At 66.9% G+C, this 15767-nt stretch carries 18 protein-coding genes; 8 read left to right on the plus strand and 10 right to left on the minus strand.

What is annotated here, in order from left to right:
* Nucleotides 1-11 precede the first annotated feature (11 nt).
* From LKD76_RS03800 to ccsB, 4 genes are read left to right on the plus strand one after another with little or no spacing between them, the layout of a single operon-like run.
* A complete protein-coding gene (locus LKD76_RS03800) occupies nt 12-587 on the plus strand; it encodes a TlpA family protein disulfide reductase (protein ID WP_227985083.1) in 576 nt (191 codons plus the stop codon).
* The gene (locus tag LKD76_RS03805; protein WP_227979536.1) at nt 587-1423 is read left to right on the plus strand and encodes a cytochrome c biogenesis CcdA family protein; all 837 of its coding nucleotides are present in this window, start codon (nt 587-589) and stop codon (nt 1421-1423) included. The genes LKD76_RS03800 and LKD76_RS03805 overlap by 1 nt, the downstream gene beginning before the upstream one ends.
* A gap of 8 nt (nt 1424-1431) precedes the next feature.
* Nucleotides 1432-3129, plus strand: coding sequence for a cytochrome c biogenesis protein ResB (gene resB / locus LKD76_RS03810; protein ID WP_372465735.1), 1698 nt, complete (start codon nt 1432-1434; stop codon nt 3127-3129).
* 2 nt (nt 3130-3131) lie between these two features.
* Nucleotides 3132-4136: a c-type cytochrome biogenesis protein CcsB gene (gene ccsB, locus LKD76_RS03815; RefSeq protein ID WP_227979538.1), complete on the plus strand. Its 1005-nt coding sequence runs from the start codon at nt 3132-3134 to the stop codon at nt 4134-4136.
* A gap of 12 nt (nt 4137-4148) precedes the next feature.
* Here ccsB and LKD76_RS03820 read toward each other — a convergent pair whose 3' ends face one another.
* Nucleotides 4149-4874: a hypothetical protein gene (locus tag LKD76_RS03820; RefSeq protein ID WP_227979539.1), complete on the minus strand. Its 726-nt coding sequence runs from the start codon at nt 4872-4874 to the stop codon at nt 4149-4151.
* A gap of 70 nt (nt 4875-4944) precedes the next feature.
* On the opposite strand from LKD76_RS03820, the gene LKD76_RS03825 reads away from it, so the two are divergent.
* Nucleotides 4945-5856 carry a TetR/AcrR family transcriptional regulator gene (locus LKD76_RS03825; RefSeq protein ID WP_227979540.1) on the plus strand — a complete coding sequence of 304 codons (912 nt, stop codon included), beginning with the start codon at nt 4945-4947 and terminating at the stop codon, nt 5854-5856.
* An 8-nt stretch (nt 5857-5864) separates the two neighbouring features.
* Here the strand turns inward: LKD76_RS03825 and LKD76_RS03830 are convergent, their stop codons facing one another.
* Together LKD76_RS03830 and LKD76_RS03835 are read right to left on the minus strand one after the other, a co-directional pair.
* Complete coding sequence (locus LKD76_RS03830; RefSeq protein ID WP_227979541.1) at nt 5865-6527, minus strand: phosphate signaling complex PhoU family protein; 663 nt, start codon at nt 6525-6527, stop codon at nt 5865-5867.
* A gap of 237 nt (nt 6528-6764) precedes the next feature.
* Nucleotides 6765-7070: a hypothetical protein gene (locus tag LKD76_RS03835; protein WP_227979542.1), complete on the minus strand. Its 306-nt coding sequence runs from the start codon at nt 7068-7070 to the stop codon at nt 6765-6767.
* A gap of 105 nt (nt 7071-7175) precedes the next feature.
* On the opposite strand from LKD76_RS03835, the gene LKD76_RS03840 reads away from it, so the two are divergent.
* Nucleotides 7176-8354 (plus strand): helix-turn-helix domain-containing protein, encoded by a 1179-nt coding sequence (locus LKD76_RS03840; protein ID WP_227979543.1) that lies wholly within the window; start codon nt 7176-7178, stop codon nt 8352-8354.
* Between the two features lie 52 nt (nt 8355-8406).
* Here the strand turns inward: LKD76_RS03840 and LKD76_RS03845 are convergent, their stop codons facing one another.
* The 7 genes from LKD76_RS03845 to LKD76_RS03875 all read right to left on the minus strand — a co-directional run bounded on the left by LKD76_RS03845 (nt 8407) and on the right by LKD76_RS03875 (nt 14217).
* Nucleotides 8407-9570, minus strand: a complete 1164-nt coding sequence (locus LKD76_RS03845; RefSeq protein WP_227979544.1) for a methyltransferase — start codon at nt 9568-9570, stop codon at nt 8407-8409.
* A 318-nt stretch (nt 9571-9888) separates the two neighbouring features.
* Nucleotides 9889-10185: a YciI family protein gene (locus tag LKD76_RS03850; RefSeq protein ID WP_227979545.1), complete on the minus strand. Its 297-nt coding sequence runs from the start codon at nt 10183-10185 to the stop codon at nt 9889-9891.
* A gap of 87 nt (nt 10186-10272) precedes the next feature.
* Nucleotides 10273-10719, minus strand: a complete 447-nt coding sequence (locus LKD76_RS03855) for a nuclear transport factor 2 family protein (RefSeq protein WP_227979546.1) — start codon at nt 10717-10719, stop codon at nt 10273-10275.
* A gap of 412 nt (nt 10720-11131) precedes the next feature.
* Complete coding sequence (locus tag LKD76_RS03860; protein WP_227979547.1) at nt 11132-11368, minus strand: hypothetical protein; 237 nt, start codon at nt 11366-11368, stop codon at nt 11132-11134.
* Between the two features lie 228 nt (nt 11369-11596).
* Nucleotides 11597-12565 carry a quinone oxidoreductase family protein gene (locus LKD76_RS03865; RefSeq protein ID WP_227979548.1) on the minus strand — a complete coding sequence of 323 codons (969 nt, stop codon included), beginning with the start codon at nt 12563-12565 and terminating at the stop codon, nt 11597-11599.
* 39 nt (nt 12566-12604) lie between these two features.
* The gene (locus tag LKD76_RS03870) at nt 12605-13483 is read right to left on the minus strand and encodes a helix-turn-helix transcriptional regulator (protein WP_227979549.1); all 879 of its coding nucleotides are present in this window, start codon (nt 13481-13483) and stop codon (nt 12605-12607) included.
* A 65-nt stretch (nt 13484-13548) separates the two neighbouring features.
* The gene (locus tag LKD76_RS03875; RefSeq protein ID WP_227979550.1) at nt 13549-14217 is read right to left on the minus strand and encodes a DUF899 domain-containing protein; all 669 of its coding nucleotides are present in this window, start codon (nt 14215-14217) and stop codon (nt 13549-13551) included.
* Nucleotides 14218-14368: 151 nt separating this feature from the next.
* Here LKD76_RS03875 and LKD76_RS03880 point away from each other — a divergent pair, with 151 nt between their 5' ends.
* Both LKD76_RS03880 and LKD76_RS03885 read left to right on the plus strand, forming a co-directional pair.
* Nucleotides 14369-15031 (plus strand): lysophospholipid acyltransferase family protein, encoded by a 663-nt coding sequence (locus LKD76_RS03880; RefSeq protein ID WP_227979551.1) that lies wholly within the window; start codon nt 14369-14371, stop codon nt 15029-15031.
* 91 nt (nt 15032-15122) lie between these two features.
* Complete coding sequence (locus LKD76_RS03885; RefSeq protein WP_227979552.1) at nt 15123-15767, plus strand: histone deacetylase; 645 nt, start codon at nt 15123-15125, stop codon at nt 15765-15767.

Here is a 15767-nt window from a genome sequence, read left to right on the forward strand (position 1 = left end):
GCCTGCTGCCGATGCTGGCGGCCTGCGTGGCGGTGGTCGCCGCGCTGGCCGGCTGCTCGTCCGGTAACGACGCGGTGGCCCAGGGTGGCACCTTCGATTTCGTCTCACCCGGCGGTAAGACCGATATCCTCTACGATCCGCCGGCTACCCGCGGCACCATCGGCCATCTGTCGGGGCCGAATCTGATGACCGGCAAGCCCCTCTCCGTCGACGACTTCCCGAATCAGGTCGTCGTCGTCAATCTGTGGGGTCAGTGGTGTGGTCCGTGCCGGGCCGAGGCGCCCGCGCTGGAACAAGTCTACGAGCGGTCCGAGAACAAGGGCGTCGCCTTCCTGGGGATCAATGTGCGTGACGCGCAACAGGACAAGGCGCGCGATTTCGTCACCGACAATCACGTCGGCTACCCCTCGCTCTACGACCCGGAGATGCGCAGCCTGCTGGCGCTCGGCGGGAAATTCCCCACCAGCGTCATCCCCACCACGCTGATTCTGGATCGGCAGCATCGCGTGGCCGCGGTATTCCTGCGGTCGCTGCTGGCCGAGGATCTGCAACCGGTCGTCGACAAGATCGCCGCGGAGGATCGGTAGTGACCGGACTCGCCGCGCCCGCTCTCGCCTCGGTGGGTGATTCGTTCCAGCAGACCGCGGCCACCGGGCCGTTGCTGCTGGCCCTGGGCGCGTGTCTGCTCGCCGGACTGGTGTCGTTCGCCTCGCCGTGCGTGGTGCCGCTGGTTCCCGGATATCTCTCATATCTCGCCGGTCTGGTCGGGGCCGAGGCGCCGCCGGTGACCGTCGGGGAGGTGCGCGGCAGCGGTGCGGCGGTGGCCCTGCGCACCGGACGGATGCGGGTCGCCGGTGCGGCCGGACTGTTCGTTGCCGGATTCACCATCGTGTTCGTTCTGGCCTCGGTGACCGTATTCGGTGTCATCCAGACCTTGAACGTCAATCGTGAACTGCTGCAGCGCATCGGTGGTGTCGTGACGATCCTGATGGGTCTGGTGTTCGTCGGCCTGGTCCCGATGTTGCAGCGCGACACCAGGATGCATCCGCGTCAGCTCACCGGCATTGTCGGCGCACCGCTGCTGGGCGCGGTCTTCGCCCTCGGCTGGACACCGTGTCTGGGCCCGACGCTGTCGGGCGTGATGGCGGTCTCCGCGGGCACCGAGGGCGCGACCGCGGCACGCGGTGTCGCGTTGATCGTGGCCTACTGCCTCGGACTGGGGCTGCCTTTCGTGATCCTCGCCTTCGGTTCCGCCACCGCACTGCGCGGGGTGGGCTGGCTGCGCCGTAATTCGCGAACCATCCAGATCATCGGCGGCATCCTGCTGATCGCCGTCGGAATCGCCCTGGTCACCGGAATGTGGGATCAGTTCGTCGGATGGATCCGCAACGTATTCGTCTCCCAGGTAACCCTGCCGATCTGAGCTGCCCGATGACTACCACGATGACGCCCCCCTCCGCCGCCGCGAAACCTCCGCGCCAATCGCTGCCCCGTCGCGCGCTCGCGTTGCTGCGCAACGCCTGGCGCGGGCTGACCAGTATGCGCACCGCGCTGATGCTGCTGTTCCTGCTGGCGCTGGCCGCGATTCCGGGGGCGTTGCTGCCGCAGCGCAGCCTCAACGCGCAGAAGGTCGACAAGTACATCGCCGATCGTGGCGTACTCGGCCCGTGGATGGATCGGCTGCAGCTGTTCGACGTCTTCTCCAGCTTCTGGTTCACCGCGGTGTACGCGTTGCTGTTCATCTCGCTGGTGGGCTGCATCGTTCCGCGCGTCTTCGATCACTACAAGGCACTGCGCACACCGCCGGTCATGGTGCCGCGCAATCTGACCCGGCTGCCGCATCACGCGTCGACGACGGCCACCGAAACGCCGGCCGAGACGATCGAGCGGGCGCGGCGCGGGCTGCGCGGCTGGCGGGTCGTGGTCCGCGACGAATCCGAGGTCCGCAACGGCCGTCCCGGCGAGGTGACGCTGTCGGCCGAGAAGGGCTATCTGCGCGAACTCGGCAATCTGGTCTTCCATCTGGCGCTGGTCGGCCTGCTGGTCGCGATCGCGGTGGGCAAGTTGTTCGGATACGAGGGCAATGTCATCGTCGTCGCCGACGGCGGGCCCGGATTCTGCACCACCTCACCCGCGGTGTTCGACTCCTTCAAGGCCGGCCGGGTGAACGACGGCACCGGGCTGACGCCGATCTGCGTGCGGGTCAAGGATTTCAACGCCGACTATCTGCCCAACGGGCAGGCGGAAATGTTCACCGCGAACATCTCGTACCAGACCGGTGACGATCTGGCGACCGACACCTGGCGCGATACGACCGTCCAGGTCAACCATCCGCTGCGAGTCGCCGGTGACCGGGTCTACCTGCAGGGGCACGGTTACGCGCCGACGTTCACCGTCACCTATCCGAACGGCACGACGCGCACCGAGACCATCCAGTGGCGTCCCGACGACGGTTCCACCTTCCTGTCCAGCGGTGTCATGCGCTTCGACCCGCCCGGCGGTATGTACGGCAGCGAGGACGAGCGGCGCAAGAACCAGATCGCGATCGAGGGCCTGTTCGCACCGACCGCGCTGATGCACGGCAGCCTGCTGACCTCGTCGTATCCGGCCATGAACGATCCGGCGGTGGCGATCGACATCTATCGCGGTGAGACCGGGCTGGATACCGGCCGCGCGCAGTCGCTGTTCTCGCTGGATCCGGAGATGATCAAGCAGGGCCGGCTGGCCAAACAGCAGCGGGTCAACCTGCGTCCCGGTGAGTCGGCGACGCTGTCCGACGGCACCAAGGTCACCTTCGACGGCGCTCAGCAGTACGCGAATCTGCAGGTCTCGCACGATCCCGCGCAGGACTGGGTGCTGGTGTGCGCGGTGACGATGATGGCGGGCCTGCTGGTCTCGCTGGTAGTGAAGCGGCGCCGGATCTGGGTGCGCGCCTATCCGGAAGGGCCGGACGACAGCGGTTCCGAAGAACGACGTACTGTAGTAGAAATGGGTGGGCTCGCACGCACCGACCAGGCGGGTTGGGGCGGCGAGTTCGACCGCTTGCGGATGCGGCTGCTGGGCTCCGATCGCCAGGGCGGCCCCACGGATCAGCGCCCGGTCGCCCGGACCGAGAGCACGGGAGAGTGAACATGCCGATCGACGAAACACTCGCCGGTTACAGCAATCTCGCCTTCAAGACGGCCTTCGTCGTCTATCTGCTCGTACTGGCGATGCTGATCGTGCAGTACGCCTCCGCGAAGAAGAAGATCACCAGCGCGCAGGAACGTGAGCGCGAACTGGTCGGCGTCGGCGCCTCGGGCGCGACGGACCGGCCCGGCTCCGGTGATCGTCCGGCCGCGCCCGGCAAACTCGAACCCGCCGCGAAACCCGCGCTGGCCGAACGGCTCGGCAATATGGCGTTCGCGGTCGTCTTCGTGGGGGTCGGTCTGCATCTGGCCTCGATCGTCTTGCGCGGCTTCGCGACCCACCGCTTCCCACTCGGCAACATGTACGAGTTCATCACCATGGCGACGGCGGCGGCGATGGTCACCGGACTGGTCTTCATCCACGATCGCCGCTATCGGTCGATGTGGGTGTTCCTGCTGGTCCCGGTGCTGATCCTGATGTTCCTGGCCGGGCAGGTGCTCTACGCCGACGCGGCGCCCGTGGTGCCGGCGCTGAAGTCGTACTGGCTGCCGATCCACGTCACCATCGTCAGCGTCGGCAGTGGCATCTTCATGCTCTCGGGTGTGGCCAGCCTGTTGTTCCTGCTGCGCATGTACCAGCCGGAGGGGCAGGAGGCCGGCAATCCGCTGGGCGCCCTCGCCCGCCGCCTCCCCGATGCCCGCACCCTCGACCGGCTGGCCTACCGCACCACGGTGGTGGCCTTCCCGCTCTTCGGCACCGGCATCATCCTGGGCGCCATCTGGGCCGAATCCGCCTGGGGCCGCTTCTGGGGCTGGGACCCGAAGGAAACCGTCTCCTTCATCGCCTGGGTCATCTACGCGGCCTACCTGCACGCCCGCGCGACCTCCGGCTGGCGTGAGACCAAGGCGGCATGGATCAACGTCGCCGGTTTCGTGGCGATGCTGTTCAACCTGTTCATCATCAACATCGTGGTGAGCGGGTTGCACAGCTACGCGGGTTTGAACTGATCGGTTTCTGCCTCACACGCGAGCGGTGAGAGGACGTTCGACGCTCGAGGGCTTCTTCTCCCGCAGGATCGCGATACCGACGATCGCAAGCCAGATTGCGGCGTAGCCGTTGAACATCGCGACCGCGCCCCAACCGTTGGAGGCGTAGAACTGCGACGAGTTGTAGCCGAAGAACATCGACGGCACACCCGCCAGATGCAGGGCTGCGATCGCGAACGAGGACCAGCCGATCCAGCGCGGAAGAGCGCGACTGCGCAGAACCGCATACCCGAACGCCAGACCGAAGACGAGCAGCATCAGATGACTGATGGTGCCGTAGAGCAGATAGGTGGGAACGGTTCGAGTCGGGTCGATCCGGACGGGGGACTTGATCGCGGTGCTGCCCTCCAGGCCCTTGGCGACCATATCGACGATCGTCCAGGCCACGCCGGCCGTCCCGGCGAGCGCGCCGAACCATTCGTAGCGAGCGTCCGCGCGCGTGATCAGTGGCCGGATGCCGGTCATGAAGACCAGGAACAGCGTGAGAGCGAGAAAGTTGAACAGCGTGCGGACGAGGATCAGCCCGGTCGGCATGAGGCTGCCGGTGTCGACGCTGCATCTCGGGGGGTCGCACGACGGCACGATGAAGTAGAGCGGAAGTTCGGCCATCGCGAAGCCGGCGCCGAGGATCGCGGCGACCCCGACCCAGCGACGAGCGGAGGTCGGAAAGTGAATCTGTGTATGCAATGAAGTGTTCATGGCGTACACAGTAATTGTAACTGTGCATGCCGTCTACTGTTTTGTCTGCGCCTCTGGGAGGATTCCAGTTATGAACCCACCCAAGAACTCCCGAGGTGCGGCAGCGGGTGGCGATGCCGCACTGCGGGGCGAGCCCGCCGACACCGCCCTCGAGGCGCTACCGCCCGGTCTGGCCGCGGCCTGGGGTGTCCTCGACACCGGAGGGCAGCGCGGTCCCAAGCCGGCGCACACGGTCGAGGAGATCGTCACGGTCGCGATGCGGCTGGCCGACGACGAGGGCATCGCCGCGACTTCGCTGTCGAAGGTGGCCGGTCGTGTCGGAGTGACCACCAACGCGTTGTACCGCTATGTCAGCTCGAAAGACGAACTCATCACGCTCGTGGCCGACCACGCCTGGGGAGACCCGCCGGCGGTGCAGGACGTCGATTGGCGAGAAGGAGCTGCGCTGTGGTCGCGCCAGCTCTTCCGCCGCTTCTTGTCGCGCCCATGGCTGCTGGACGTACCGACGACCATCCCGCTGACACCGCGCAACGCGGCCTGGCTGGATACTCTCATCACCGTCCTCAAACCGACCGGCATGGGCACACAACAGATGCTGAACTGTGCGTATCTCCTCGACAGCCACGCGCGGTACGGCGCCAATTTACAGCGCAACACTCCAACCCCGGCAGCGTTGCGCCGTGCGAATCCCGGTCAACAGCGGGTGATCCGCGCGATCCATCTATTCCTGGACGAGCAGCTCCGCGCTCGAAACCTGAACGCGGTCGCGGAGGTCCTCGAAGACCCGGCGTACCTCACCGACGAGCCACCGCTCGACGGCTTCGAATTCGGCCTCGCAAGGATCCTCGACGGCATCGAGGCGTATGTACTGCAGTGCCGACTCACCGACGAGGATCGCGGTGCGGCGCAGGACCGACACGCTGACCGTGGTGATGACGTGCACGAGGGCGGCTCCCACGACACCGCCTATGGCGGCCTTTGACCAGGGGATCAGCAGTCGGCGGTCCAGGTTTCGGCGGTTTCACCGGTGGCCAGGAAGATGGTGCGGCGGCCGACCTCGACGGCGTTGTCGGCGAAGCGTTCGTAATAGCGGCCGAGCAGGGTCAGATCCACGGCGGCGGTGATTCCGAAGTCCCAGCCCGGATCCAGGACGGTCTCGAGTAACTGCTCGTGCAGGCGGTCCATGATGTCGTCCTGGGTGTCCAAGCAGGCCGCGGCCGTGGGGTCGCCGGAGGCGAGAACGTCGGCCGCGCCGGTGGCGACCGCGACCGCGGCGCCACCCATGCGCTCGACCAGTGGCCGCACCGACTCCATGACCACGGGGTCGGGGTGGCGCCGGCGCGCACTGGTCGCGACGTGACCGGCGAGAGCGCCCATGCGCTGCAGGTTTCCGATCAGCTGGATCGCGGTCACCACCTGCCGCAGCTCACCGGCGACCGGTGATTGCAGTGCCAGCAGGCGCATCGCCTCGTGTTCGGCGTACAGCTGCATGGTCTCCACCCGGCCGGCGATATCGATGGCGGCCTCGGCCTGCTCGATATCCGCGCTGACCACCGCGTCCGTCGCGGCCTCGATCGCGGCGCTGCCCTGCGCGCACATGGCGTGCAGGAGATCGGCGAGCTGCCGCAGATTCTCGTGGTACTGGGTGCGCATACCTTCCATACAAGCTCACATCGGCTCGCATGGCGAACGACATGCCGCTCCGGGGTGTCACACCCGCGTCGCTACCGTTCGTCGTCGCGTTCGTCGTCGGCGCCGGAGCTGCGGTCGGGCCAGCAGACGGCCCACAGCAGTACCGAAAGTGGCAGTCCGGCAGCGATTGTCAGACCGATCATCGCCCGCATACCGCGCTTCGACCGCGTGGCCCGAGTCGCCGTCGACCGTGCCGGCTCACGCATTCGCCCCTATCGCGGTCCACCGCGCGAAAGACATTCGCGGGCACACGGTTTCGATATCGACAAGGTGCATAACGCGATCGAGGGTGAGGGCGTCCAGATGGGCCGGTGCGGGCATCACGACCGCATCGACATCGGCCGTGCGAATCTGGTCGATCACGGGGACTGTCCGATTCGTCACGGGCCACACGAGTGCGTAGCCCAGCTGTCTGGCCAGCCGCTTCAGCTGTGCCGCATCCCAGCTCGGCGCGGTGCTGAGCTCCGGATCGATCCAAGCCAAGGCCGTCGGATGTGCCCTCATGGTGACCCCTCCTGTCTGTGTAATCCAGATTCGTCGCAGGTGAGGGCGTCTAGGAACAGTTGAGGGACAGGGGACAGCGGCGCGGTATCGATCTACGCTCGGTGTATGGGCGAACACGTGGGGCGGCGGATCGCGTCGGAGCGCAAGATCGCGGGTTTGGGGCAGCGGCAGTTGGCCGCGCGTGCGAATTATTCGTTGTCGATGGTGAAGGCGGTGGAGCAGGGGCGGGAGGTCGCCTCGCCCGGATTCGTCGCGGCGGTGTCCAAGGCGCTGGGTGTCGACCCGGATCGGTTGCAGGGCACGCCGTATCTGGACACGCTAGAGGAGGACGGTCCGCTGGAGGGATTGCCCGAACTGCGTGCTGTACTTGCCGAGGGGACGTATGTCCGTGCTCTCGAGCCGTCGACCGGCGCCGAGTTGCGCGCGGAGCTGGATGCGGTCGAATCGGCATTGCGCAACGACCGGACCCGTCGTGCTCTCGCTCTGCTGCCCAATCTGATTCGCCGATTGCACGGTGCGGCCGAGACTGCCGGCGATACGGCGGAGCGTGCGCGGGCCTACGACATGCTGTGCGCGGCCTATATCGCTGCCGAAGGGGCTTGCTGCCGACTTGGGTACTCGTCGTTGACGGCCCTGGTGCTCGATCGACTCGATGTCGTGGCCGCGCGATCGGACGACCCCGGTTACGCGGTGCGGAGCCTGATGAAGCGGTCGCGGCTGCTCATGACGCACGGATCGACGGATGTGGCAATGTCTTTGGTGGATCGAGGGCTGGCGCTTGTTCCCGGCGCCAGTGAGGGGGAGCGGGTGCTGCGGGGATACTCGCACCTGCGTGCTGCCATTGTCGCGGCCCGGGGGCGCCGCTTGGAACTGGCCCGCGACCACATCACGGCCGCGCGGGACATCGCCCGACCGATGATCGGTGAGAGCGCTTTGTACACCACCGATTTCGGTCCGGGCAATGTGGAGATACATTCCTGTGCGGTCGAATTGGAAGCAGGCGATCCGGGCAAGGCCGCACGCGACGGTTCCGAACTTCGCATACCCGCCGACCTAGCCGCTCCGCGCGCGGGCTACCACTGGCAGGACAATGCGCGGGCGTGGTTGATGTCGGGTAAGCCGGACCGGTCGTTGGCGGCGTTGAACAAGGCGCGTGCGGCGGCGCCGCAGCAGACGCGGTTGCATCCTTCGGTGCGGGAGACGGTGTACGGGATCGCGGCGGCGCAGCGTCGGCAGTCGGAGGGGTTGCTGGGGTTCGCTTCGTGGATCGGCGCGGGGATCTGATGGGCGCGGCGAGGCTGGTGTGGCATCCTCCCGCACTCGGGCTCGCCTCGGCCTACGACATGTGCGGGGGACGTGAAGCCAGTTGCCAGAGCACGATTCGCTCGCGCGCTCGGACCGCGCGAAGGGGGTCGGTGCGGTCGGCGATGCGGGCGTGGCGTGGAACTGTCTCCTGTCTGCCGGTGACCGTGAGTCCGGCGTCGGCGATGCGTACGAGCAACTCGTCGCGAGTCCGCAGGCCGAGGTGTTCGGCGAGATCCGACAGGATCAGCCACCCTTCTCCGTGCGGCGTCAGATGATCCGCCAGATCGGCGAGGAAGCGATTGACCACCCGCGATGCGGGGTCGTAGATTCCGAGTTCCAATGCCGAGGTGGGGTTTCCGGGTAACCAGGGCGGATTGCAGACGATCAGATCGGCTCGTGCACGGGTATCCGGCCACAGATCCGCCGCGGTGACTCGCACACGGTCGGCAAGGCCGAGCCGCCACATGTTCTCGCGCGCGCATCGCACTGCGCGCGAGTTGATGTCGGTCGCCAGTACCTCTCGCGCGCCACGCCGGGCGAGCACGGCGGCGAGCACTCCGGATCCGGTGCCGATGTCGAAGGCGACGGGATGATCGACGCCCTCCGGGAACGGAGCCTGGGCGACGAGGTCGATGTACTCGTTGCGAGTGGGAGAGAAGACGCCGTAGGCGGGATGGAGCCGGGCGCCGAGCGCGGCGATATCGATACCCTCGCGGTGCCACTGGTACGCGCCGATGACGCCGAGAAGTTCGGGAAGCGAGACCAGTGTCGGCCCGCCGGAGATATCGCCCGGCTCACTCGCCGGCTTCCCGTACGCGTGATCACAGGCAGCACGCGCATCGGGTGCCCGGCGTAACCGGATCGAATGATCGTGCTCCAGCTCGATCGACAGGCGCCCGAGGAGTGCCGCGCGTTCCGCGCGGTCCCGCCGGTGTGCACGAAAGAGGCCGCCGAGGTCGGCCGCTCGGCTCGGTCGTTTCGAGAGCCGGCGGTTCATGGCGCGCATGAGGTGGCGGGCGTTGTGGAAGTCACCTCGCCACAGCAGATTCGCGCCCGCGCGGGCGTGGTGAAGGGCCGTATCCGCGGACATGCGATCGTCGGCGACGACGATCCGAGTCGGTGCCGGAGTGCCGTTCTCCGAGTGCCATCGGGCGGTTCGTGTCGTTCCGTTCTCGGTCCAGCTGACGGTGGACATGGGGATGCTCCCGTGAAGGTCGAAGGATGCTATCGGCCGACGACGCTTCGAGGGGGAGCAGGCGCGCTACCCGCTGATCATGCAGAAGGCAGGACAGCGTGCTCCCGAGCCGAAGCGCGAGAGCGGCGGTCGCCCACAACCATTCCCATATTCACAGCAGCACAGTTCCTTCCGAAGAGGTACGGGGCCCATCCTCGCACGAGGCGCGCACAGAACGAGCATGGAGCGGATGTAGGGCCCGACAATTTCGGCGTCGAGGTCCGCCGCCGGTGGCGGTTCGCCCGCCGGGGCCGGGCGAGGTCTGGGAGTCGTTGTCGTTCAGGTATTTTCCGCAACGAGGTAGGACAGTGCGGGAGCTGTCTTGGTCGGGACGAACTCGATTACCTCATAGGTGGCCGCGCCGGTCGCGCCGAACGGATCCTGCGTCAAGACCGCGTCGAGCTGTGCCCGCGTCTCGATGTCCGCCACGATCACCCCGCCCGTTCGCGGCACCCGGGGCCCCGATGCCACGAAAACGCCCGCGGCGTAGTTGGCGTCGAGCCAGGCCGCGTGTTCGGGGATCAGCGAGTCGATGGTGTCCAGGTCGGCGGTGTAGGTGAGCAGTACGACAAACATCTGTCCATCGTCGCGCACCACCGAACTTCCGGCCTCGCCACGAGCAGGAACCCGCACTCGCGCGGCCGCACTGGCCAGCGGATCGGATCAGACCGGTCCGGCGCCGGCGGGGCGGTCCTCGAACGCCTGCGCTACGGCCAGGCTGTCCTCGTAGACATGGTGGCGGGTGATCAGGCCGTGCTCGACAGTGAGGTGCAGAGCGAAGCGGGCTCGATAGGCACGGCCGGTCGGTTGCGCGGTGTGGCGGATCTCGCCGAGTACCACCGCATTCGGTCCGTCGACGAGAATGCCTTCGACCACGGTGCCGGATTCTTCGGGGACGTGATGGTGGGCAATCCGGCGATAGTGATCGGCGGCAGTCGGCCGGTGCCGGATCCATGGTGTCGCCGCTCGGCCGTGTTCGGCCTCCGGCCAATTCAGTTTCCAGTCGCAGGCCGGGTCGTAGAGTTCGGCGATCCTGTCCGGGGCGCCCGCACCGATCCGGGACAGCAACTCCTCGACAATGGCGCGGGTGGTGCTCGGTGTATCGCTCACGCAGGAAATACTGCCGTCGCCGCTGCGCCGAGTCGATTACCTGCGAGGTAAGGCCGAGAGTCCTACGGCGAGCGCTGTTGTCCGCTGCCGGAGGCACTGCCGGGTTTCGCCGTGTCGATCGGCGCGGGACCCGGCGGCAGGGCCCGCATCCGGCAGTCGAGTTATTCCGCGCCGATCTGCCCGACGCGGTGATGCCCGCTCGGATTCAACCATCCGGCGATGGAATTCCAGTCGGCAGCGGTCAGTTGATCGCCTCTGTGATCGTTACGGTCGGTGCGCGGCCTGCGGCGAGTCCGCCGACCGAGATGGGATGTCGCTGGGGTCTTTTCGGTGCGCGGGACGAGTGGGAGATCCATCTGTATTTCTCGAGGCTTTCGTTCGGATTCAGCCGGTATGGAATCGTTGCTCGAATTCAACTGGTGAATCGGCAACAGAGGTATACGGCATCCGAGTATTTTCGTCCGCCGGGGTATATCGAATCCACCCGTCCGCTGCTGTTGTGCTGGGTGTACATATTTGCCGTCGAGTCGGTGGCGTTATCGATATCGCCGACGCCGATGGTGATGTTGTAGTCGTGATAGTCGGACGGATCGACAATTCGTTGTGTGTTTCCGTCCGCGTCGGGATAGGAAAATGTTCCGTTGGCCATGGGGTATCTCACTTCTTGTGGCTTCTACCTCCCGGGGCGCGTTCGAGAATAACGTAAACAGTCCATGCGGTATGTAATGAGATTTCCCTGTGGTGGGAAGTTATGGACATTCATGATGATCGAGAACTTCCGCGTGGAGAATGAGCCGTATCGCGAAAAATCGGGTATTCGTGCCGGATTCTGTGTGCGGTGCGGAAATTCGGGCAGCCGGCCGGATCCGATCCGCGGTCACAGGGCGAGCACCAATTTTCCTGTCGTGGAGCCGGATTCGATGCGGCGGTGGGCCGCGACCACCTGTGCCAGCGGCAGCGTTTCGACCCGCACGCGCAGGGCGCCACGGGCGGCGGCGTCGACCGCGCGCCGCAGGGCCGCTCCGGCGTCGGCCGGGTAGGCGGCGGCGAAGGCGGCCAGGTTGAATCCCGAGACGGTCTTGTTGGTGAACCACAGTTCGTTCGCCGACATGCCGACATCCTCGGCGCCGGAGGCATTGCCCATCACCACCATCCGGCCCATGGGAGTCAGCAGGTCCAGGCTCGCGCGGCGAGCAGGACCACCGACCATATCCACGACGATGTCGAATTCTCCGGCGTCGGAGAGATTTTCCCGCAGGATCACCTCGTCGTAGCCGAACGACCGGGCGGCCTCGATCTTGGCGGGGCTGCCGACCGTACCCACGACGCGGCCCGCGCCCAGCAGGTGCGCGGCCTGGCCGAGCTGGCTGCCGACACCCCCGGCCGCGGCGTGCACGAGCACACTCTCACCCGGCTCGATCCGCGCCACCCGATCCAGGACCAGGAATGCGGTGGTGCTGTTGGACGGCAGGGCGGCCGCGGTCTCCAGGCTCAGGTCCAGACCGTCGAGCGGTGCGACCAAGTCCGCGTCGGTGACGACGACCTCGGCGTATCCGCCGCCGTCGACGATGGTGAGGGCGGTGACGGGCTGGCCGACCGACAGACCCGTCACCTCCGGGCCCAGGGCGCGGATGCGGCCCGATACCTCGATACCGGGTACGAAGGGCAGCGGGACGTCCACGACACCCCGCCGGTAGAGAACCTCGGCGAAATTGGCACCGGCGTAGGAGACATCGATGGCGACCCGGCCGGGACCCGGCTCGGGGAGGTCGACCGTATCCGGACGCAGGACCTCCGCGGGACCGAACTCGGGGATGGTGATGGCTGTCATCTGTGCGCTGCTCATGACAACGATCCTGTTCGCCGCGTGCGCGCGGAGGCAGTGTCAGTTCATGGTGGGTGTGGCAACACCAGGCTGGAGCAACCGCTCGAGGCGTTCGGCGGTATCGGTGCCGGGCCGCGGATTGTGCAGGATCAGGTGATGGCCGGGATGTTCGGGAACCGGGAACAGGGTGGCGTCGAAGACCAGCAGACCCGCCTGCGGATGTTCGACGGCCTTGACCGCCGTGGTGTGCTCGGCCGCGTCGTGGCGGGCCCACAGATCCGCGAATTCCGGGCTGACCTGGGCGAGGTCGCTCGCGATCCGGTCGAATTCGGGATCGTCGGGGTAGTGAGCGGAGTCGGCGCGGAAGCCCGCCGCCACGGCCGGGGCGTTCTCCTCCCAATGCTGGTGCAGCACGCGGTAGCGGGCATTGGTGAAGTACGAGATCAGGCAGTTGTGGTCGGTATCGCCGTAGCCGAACACCCGGCGCGCCGCCTCGTTGACGGCCGTGAAATTCCAGTGCCTGTCCCGGATGTAGCCGGGCCGCGGCGCCCAGGCGTCGAGCAGCCGCTGCATCTGGGGCGAGATCGGGACCGACGGCGCCGCCGCGCGCTGTGGCGGGTTGAGCCCGGCGAGGCGATACAGATGCGCCCGCTCGACCTCGTCGAGCAGCAGCGCCCGCGCGACCGCGTCGAGAATACCGCCGGACACCTTGATGTCGCGGCCCTGTTCGAGCCACGTGTACCAGGAAACGCCCACACCGGCGAGTACGGCGACCTCCTCCCGGCGCAGGCCCGGCGTGCGTCGCCGTCCGGCTTCGGGAAGTCCGACCGCCGCCGGTGTCAAGCGCTCGCGGCGACTGCGCAGATATTCGCGCAGTTCGGCTCGTCGCCGATCGCGCGCGCTCATACCGGCCGGGTCGTCGTTGCCGCTGAAGCTCACCAGGTCACCCTAGTGACACCCGGCCCGCGCCGGGGCCGGGTGTCACCGGTACGGCCGCAGGGCGGTCAGTACTCGTCGCGTTTGCGGGGCCACGTGTCGAAGGTGTCGCCGCGGCCGTTCGGTGCGCGGTCGAGCAGTTGCCAGGTGGCGTTGAGGGCGTCGGTGCCGCGGTCGTAGGTCGAGTAGGTGTGATAGACGACGCCGTCGGCCAGTGCGAAACTGCTCAGCGCCATCAATTCCATGACATCGAGCATGTCGCCCGCCGGCCGATTGGGGGTCGGGATCCGCATGACCTCGTAGAAATCGTCGTTGAAACCGTTGTCGCCCATGGACACCCATTCGATATCCCAGCCGAAGCGGCGCTTGTAGTCGTTCAGAGTCTCCAGCGGTGATCGGGACGCCAGGAGGAAGGTGACATCGCGGTGGGCCAGATGCGGCACCGCGCCCACCAGGTTGTCCGTTTCGAAGGTGCAGCCGGGGCAGCCCTGTGGCGTCTTGGGGCCGTGCATGAAGTGCCGGATGATCAGCTGCGAGCGGCCGTCGAACAGTTCGGCGAGGGTTTTGACGCCGGCATTGGTGTCGAAGCGGTACTCCTTGGTGACCGGCACCCACGGCAGGGCTCGGCGGTCCCGCGCGAGCTCGTCGTTGCGCCTGGTCAATGCCTTCTCCTGGGCGCGCAGATCCTCGTACGCCCTTCGCCACTGTTCCCGGGTGCCGACTTCGTGTGCGGGCATGGTTGTCCTTTCGCGGGTACGACGCTCTACGAGTAGGACGGCGTGCCCGCACGGAATTCATCGCAGGTGTGCGGCGACCTGTTCGACGGCCGACTTGTCGGTGCCGGATGCGAGAATGGGACCCGTTCCGAACAGATCGCGGGGGGTAGGAATGAACGAGCGAGCGGATCGGCGGCCCAAGGGGCTGGGCAAACGCGCGTGGCTCACCACGCAATTCGTGCGGCGCATCCTGCGCACCCTGGCGTGGTCGAACTTCGTCCACGTCACGGTCATCGGCCGGGAACGGGTGCCGGCGTCCGGACCCGTCATCGTGGCGAGTAATCACATCTCGATGCTGGATGCGGTGTTCCTGTGGGGTGCGTTGCGGCGCAGGGCGATTGCCCTCGCCATGGCCGAGCTGTGGACGTGGCCGGTGGTCGGGTGGCTGGTGCGCCGCCTGGGCCATATACCGGTGGTGCGGCGCGACAACGGATCCGGGCAATCCGCGATGGCGCAGGCCGAACAGATTCTGCGCCACGGCGGGGTGCTGATCATCTATCCCGAGGGGCGGCTGGTCGCGGCGGGGGAGAGCGAACCGTACAAGCCGGGGGTGGCGAAACTCGCCCTGGCGAGTGGGGTTCCGATCATTCCGGTCGGCACCACCGGCACCGATCTGGTGCTGCCGATGCGACGCAACCGGGGTAGCGGGCCGGCTTTCGATCGGCGCCAGGAGGTGACGATCCACTTCGGCGCTCCCATCGACCCGACGGGATTCGACGATCCGGAGAAGTTGCTCGACCATCTGCGCCGGCGCATCGAGGAACTGCGGGTATGAGCGGTGCGCGCCGCGGCGCGACGGGCCCCGCCACCGCATTCCCGTATGGTCGGGTGGTGCGCGCACCTGTTCCGGCGTGGATCGAAGTGTCGTGAGCGCGGAGTACGTCTGGTACGCCGCGTACGGGTCCAACCTGTTCGAACGGCGCTTCACCTATTACCGCGCCGGGGGAAATCCGCCGGGCACACCACGCATCTACCCGGGGTTCCGGGATGCCACTCCGCCACCGGACAGCAGGCCGCTGACCTTGTCCGGCTGCATCTACTTCGCCGGGGAGAGTCCGGTGTGGTCGGGTGGTGTCGCGTTCTACGCGCACCGGCCGCCGTCAGGTTGGCCGGCCGGGGCCGCCGCACGGGGCTATCTGCTGACGGTCGGGCAATTCACCGATCTCATGGCGCAGGAGATGCATCGCGACCCCGGCGAGGTCGCGGAATTCGATCCGGCCGAGGTGGTGCGCCACGGTGTCCTGAGCCTGGGAGACGGGCGCTACGAAACCCTGTGGCATGTGGACGATCTGGACGGCTATCCGGTGCTGACCTTCAGTTCCCCCTCGGAACCGCACACCGCCGAACTGACCAAGCCGTCGGCGCGCTATCTGCACATGCTGTCCGCCGGACTGCGCGAATCGCACGGGTGGAGTTCGGACGCCATCGTCCGATATCTCTCGGAAAGACCTGGTGTACAAGGTCATTGGCCGGTGGAGGATCTGCACACCCTGGTACACGCGCAGGCTTGA

The organism is Nocardia spumae, from assembly GCF_020733635.1.
Classification (GTDB): Bacteria; Actinomycetota; Actinomycetes; order Mycobacteriales; family Mycobacteriaceae; genus Nocardia; species Nocardia spumae.

What these genes read in the sequence shown, in the direction of transcription:
- LKD76_RS03880 (WP_227979551.1), top strand. Translation starts at nt 14,369, where the DNA reads ATGAACGAGCGAGCGGATCGGCGGCCCAAGGGGCTGGGCAAACGCGCG.
- LKD76_RS03845 (WP_227979544.1), bottom strand. Translation starts at nt 9,570, where the DNA reads ATGTCCACCGTCAGCTGGACCGAGAACGGAACGACACGAACCGCCCGA.
- LKD76_RS03835 (WP_227979542.1), bottom strand. Translation starts at nt 7,070, where the DNA reads ATGAGGGCACATCCGACGGCCTTGGCTTGGATCGATCCGGAGCTCAGC.
- LKD76_RS03830 (WP_227979541.1), bottom strand. Translation starts at nt 6,527, where the DNA reads ATGCGCACCCAGTACCACGAGAATCTGCGGCAGCTCGCCGATCTCCTG.
- resB (WP_372465735.1), top strand. Translation starts at nt 1,432, where the DNA reads ATGACTACCACGATGACGCCCCCCTCCGCCGCCGCGAAACCTCCGCGC.
- LKD76_RS03865 (WP_227979548.1), bottom strand. Translation starts at nt 12,565, where the DNA reads ATGAGCAGCGCACAGATGACAGCCATCACCATCCCCGAGTTCGGTCCC.
- LKD76_RS03850 (WP_227979545.1), bottom strand. Translation starts at nt 10,185, where the DNA reads ATGTTTGTCGTACTGCTCACCTACACCGCCGACCTGGACACCATCGAC.
- LKD76_RS03860 (WP_227979547.1), bottom strand. Translation starts at nt 11,368, where the DNA reads ATGGCCAACGGAACATTTTCCTATCCCGACGCGGACGGAAACACACAA.
- LKD76_RS03825 (WP_227979540.1), top strand. Translation starts at nt 4,945, where the DNA reads ATGAACCCACCCAAGAACTCCCGAGGTGCGGCAGCGGGTGGCGATGCC.
- LKD76_RS03875 (WP_227979550.1), bottom strand. Translation starts at nt 14,217, where the DNA reads ATGCCCGCACACGAAGTCGGCACCCGGGAACAGTGGCGAAGGGCGTAC.
- LKD76_RS03840 (WP_227979543.1), top strand. Translation starts at nt 7,176, where the DNA reads ATGGGCGAACACGTGGGGCGGCGGATCGCGTCGGAGCGCAAGATCGCG.
- LKD76_RS03820 (WP_227979539.1), bottom strand. Translation starts at nt 4,874, where the DNA reads ATGAACACTTCATTGCATACACAGATTCACTTTCCGACCTCCGCTCGT.
- ccsB (WP_227979538.1), top strand. Translation starts at nt 3,132, where the DNA reads ATGCCGATCGACGAAACACTCGCCGGTTACAGCAATCTCGCCTTCAAG.
- LKD76_RS03800 (WP_227985083.1), top strand. Translation starts at nt 12, where the DNA reads ATGCTGGCGGCCTGCGTGGCGGTGGTCGCCGCGCTGGCCGGCTGCTCG.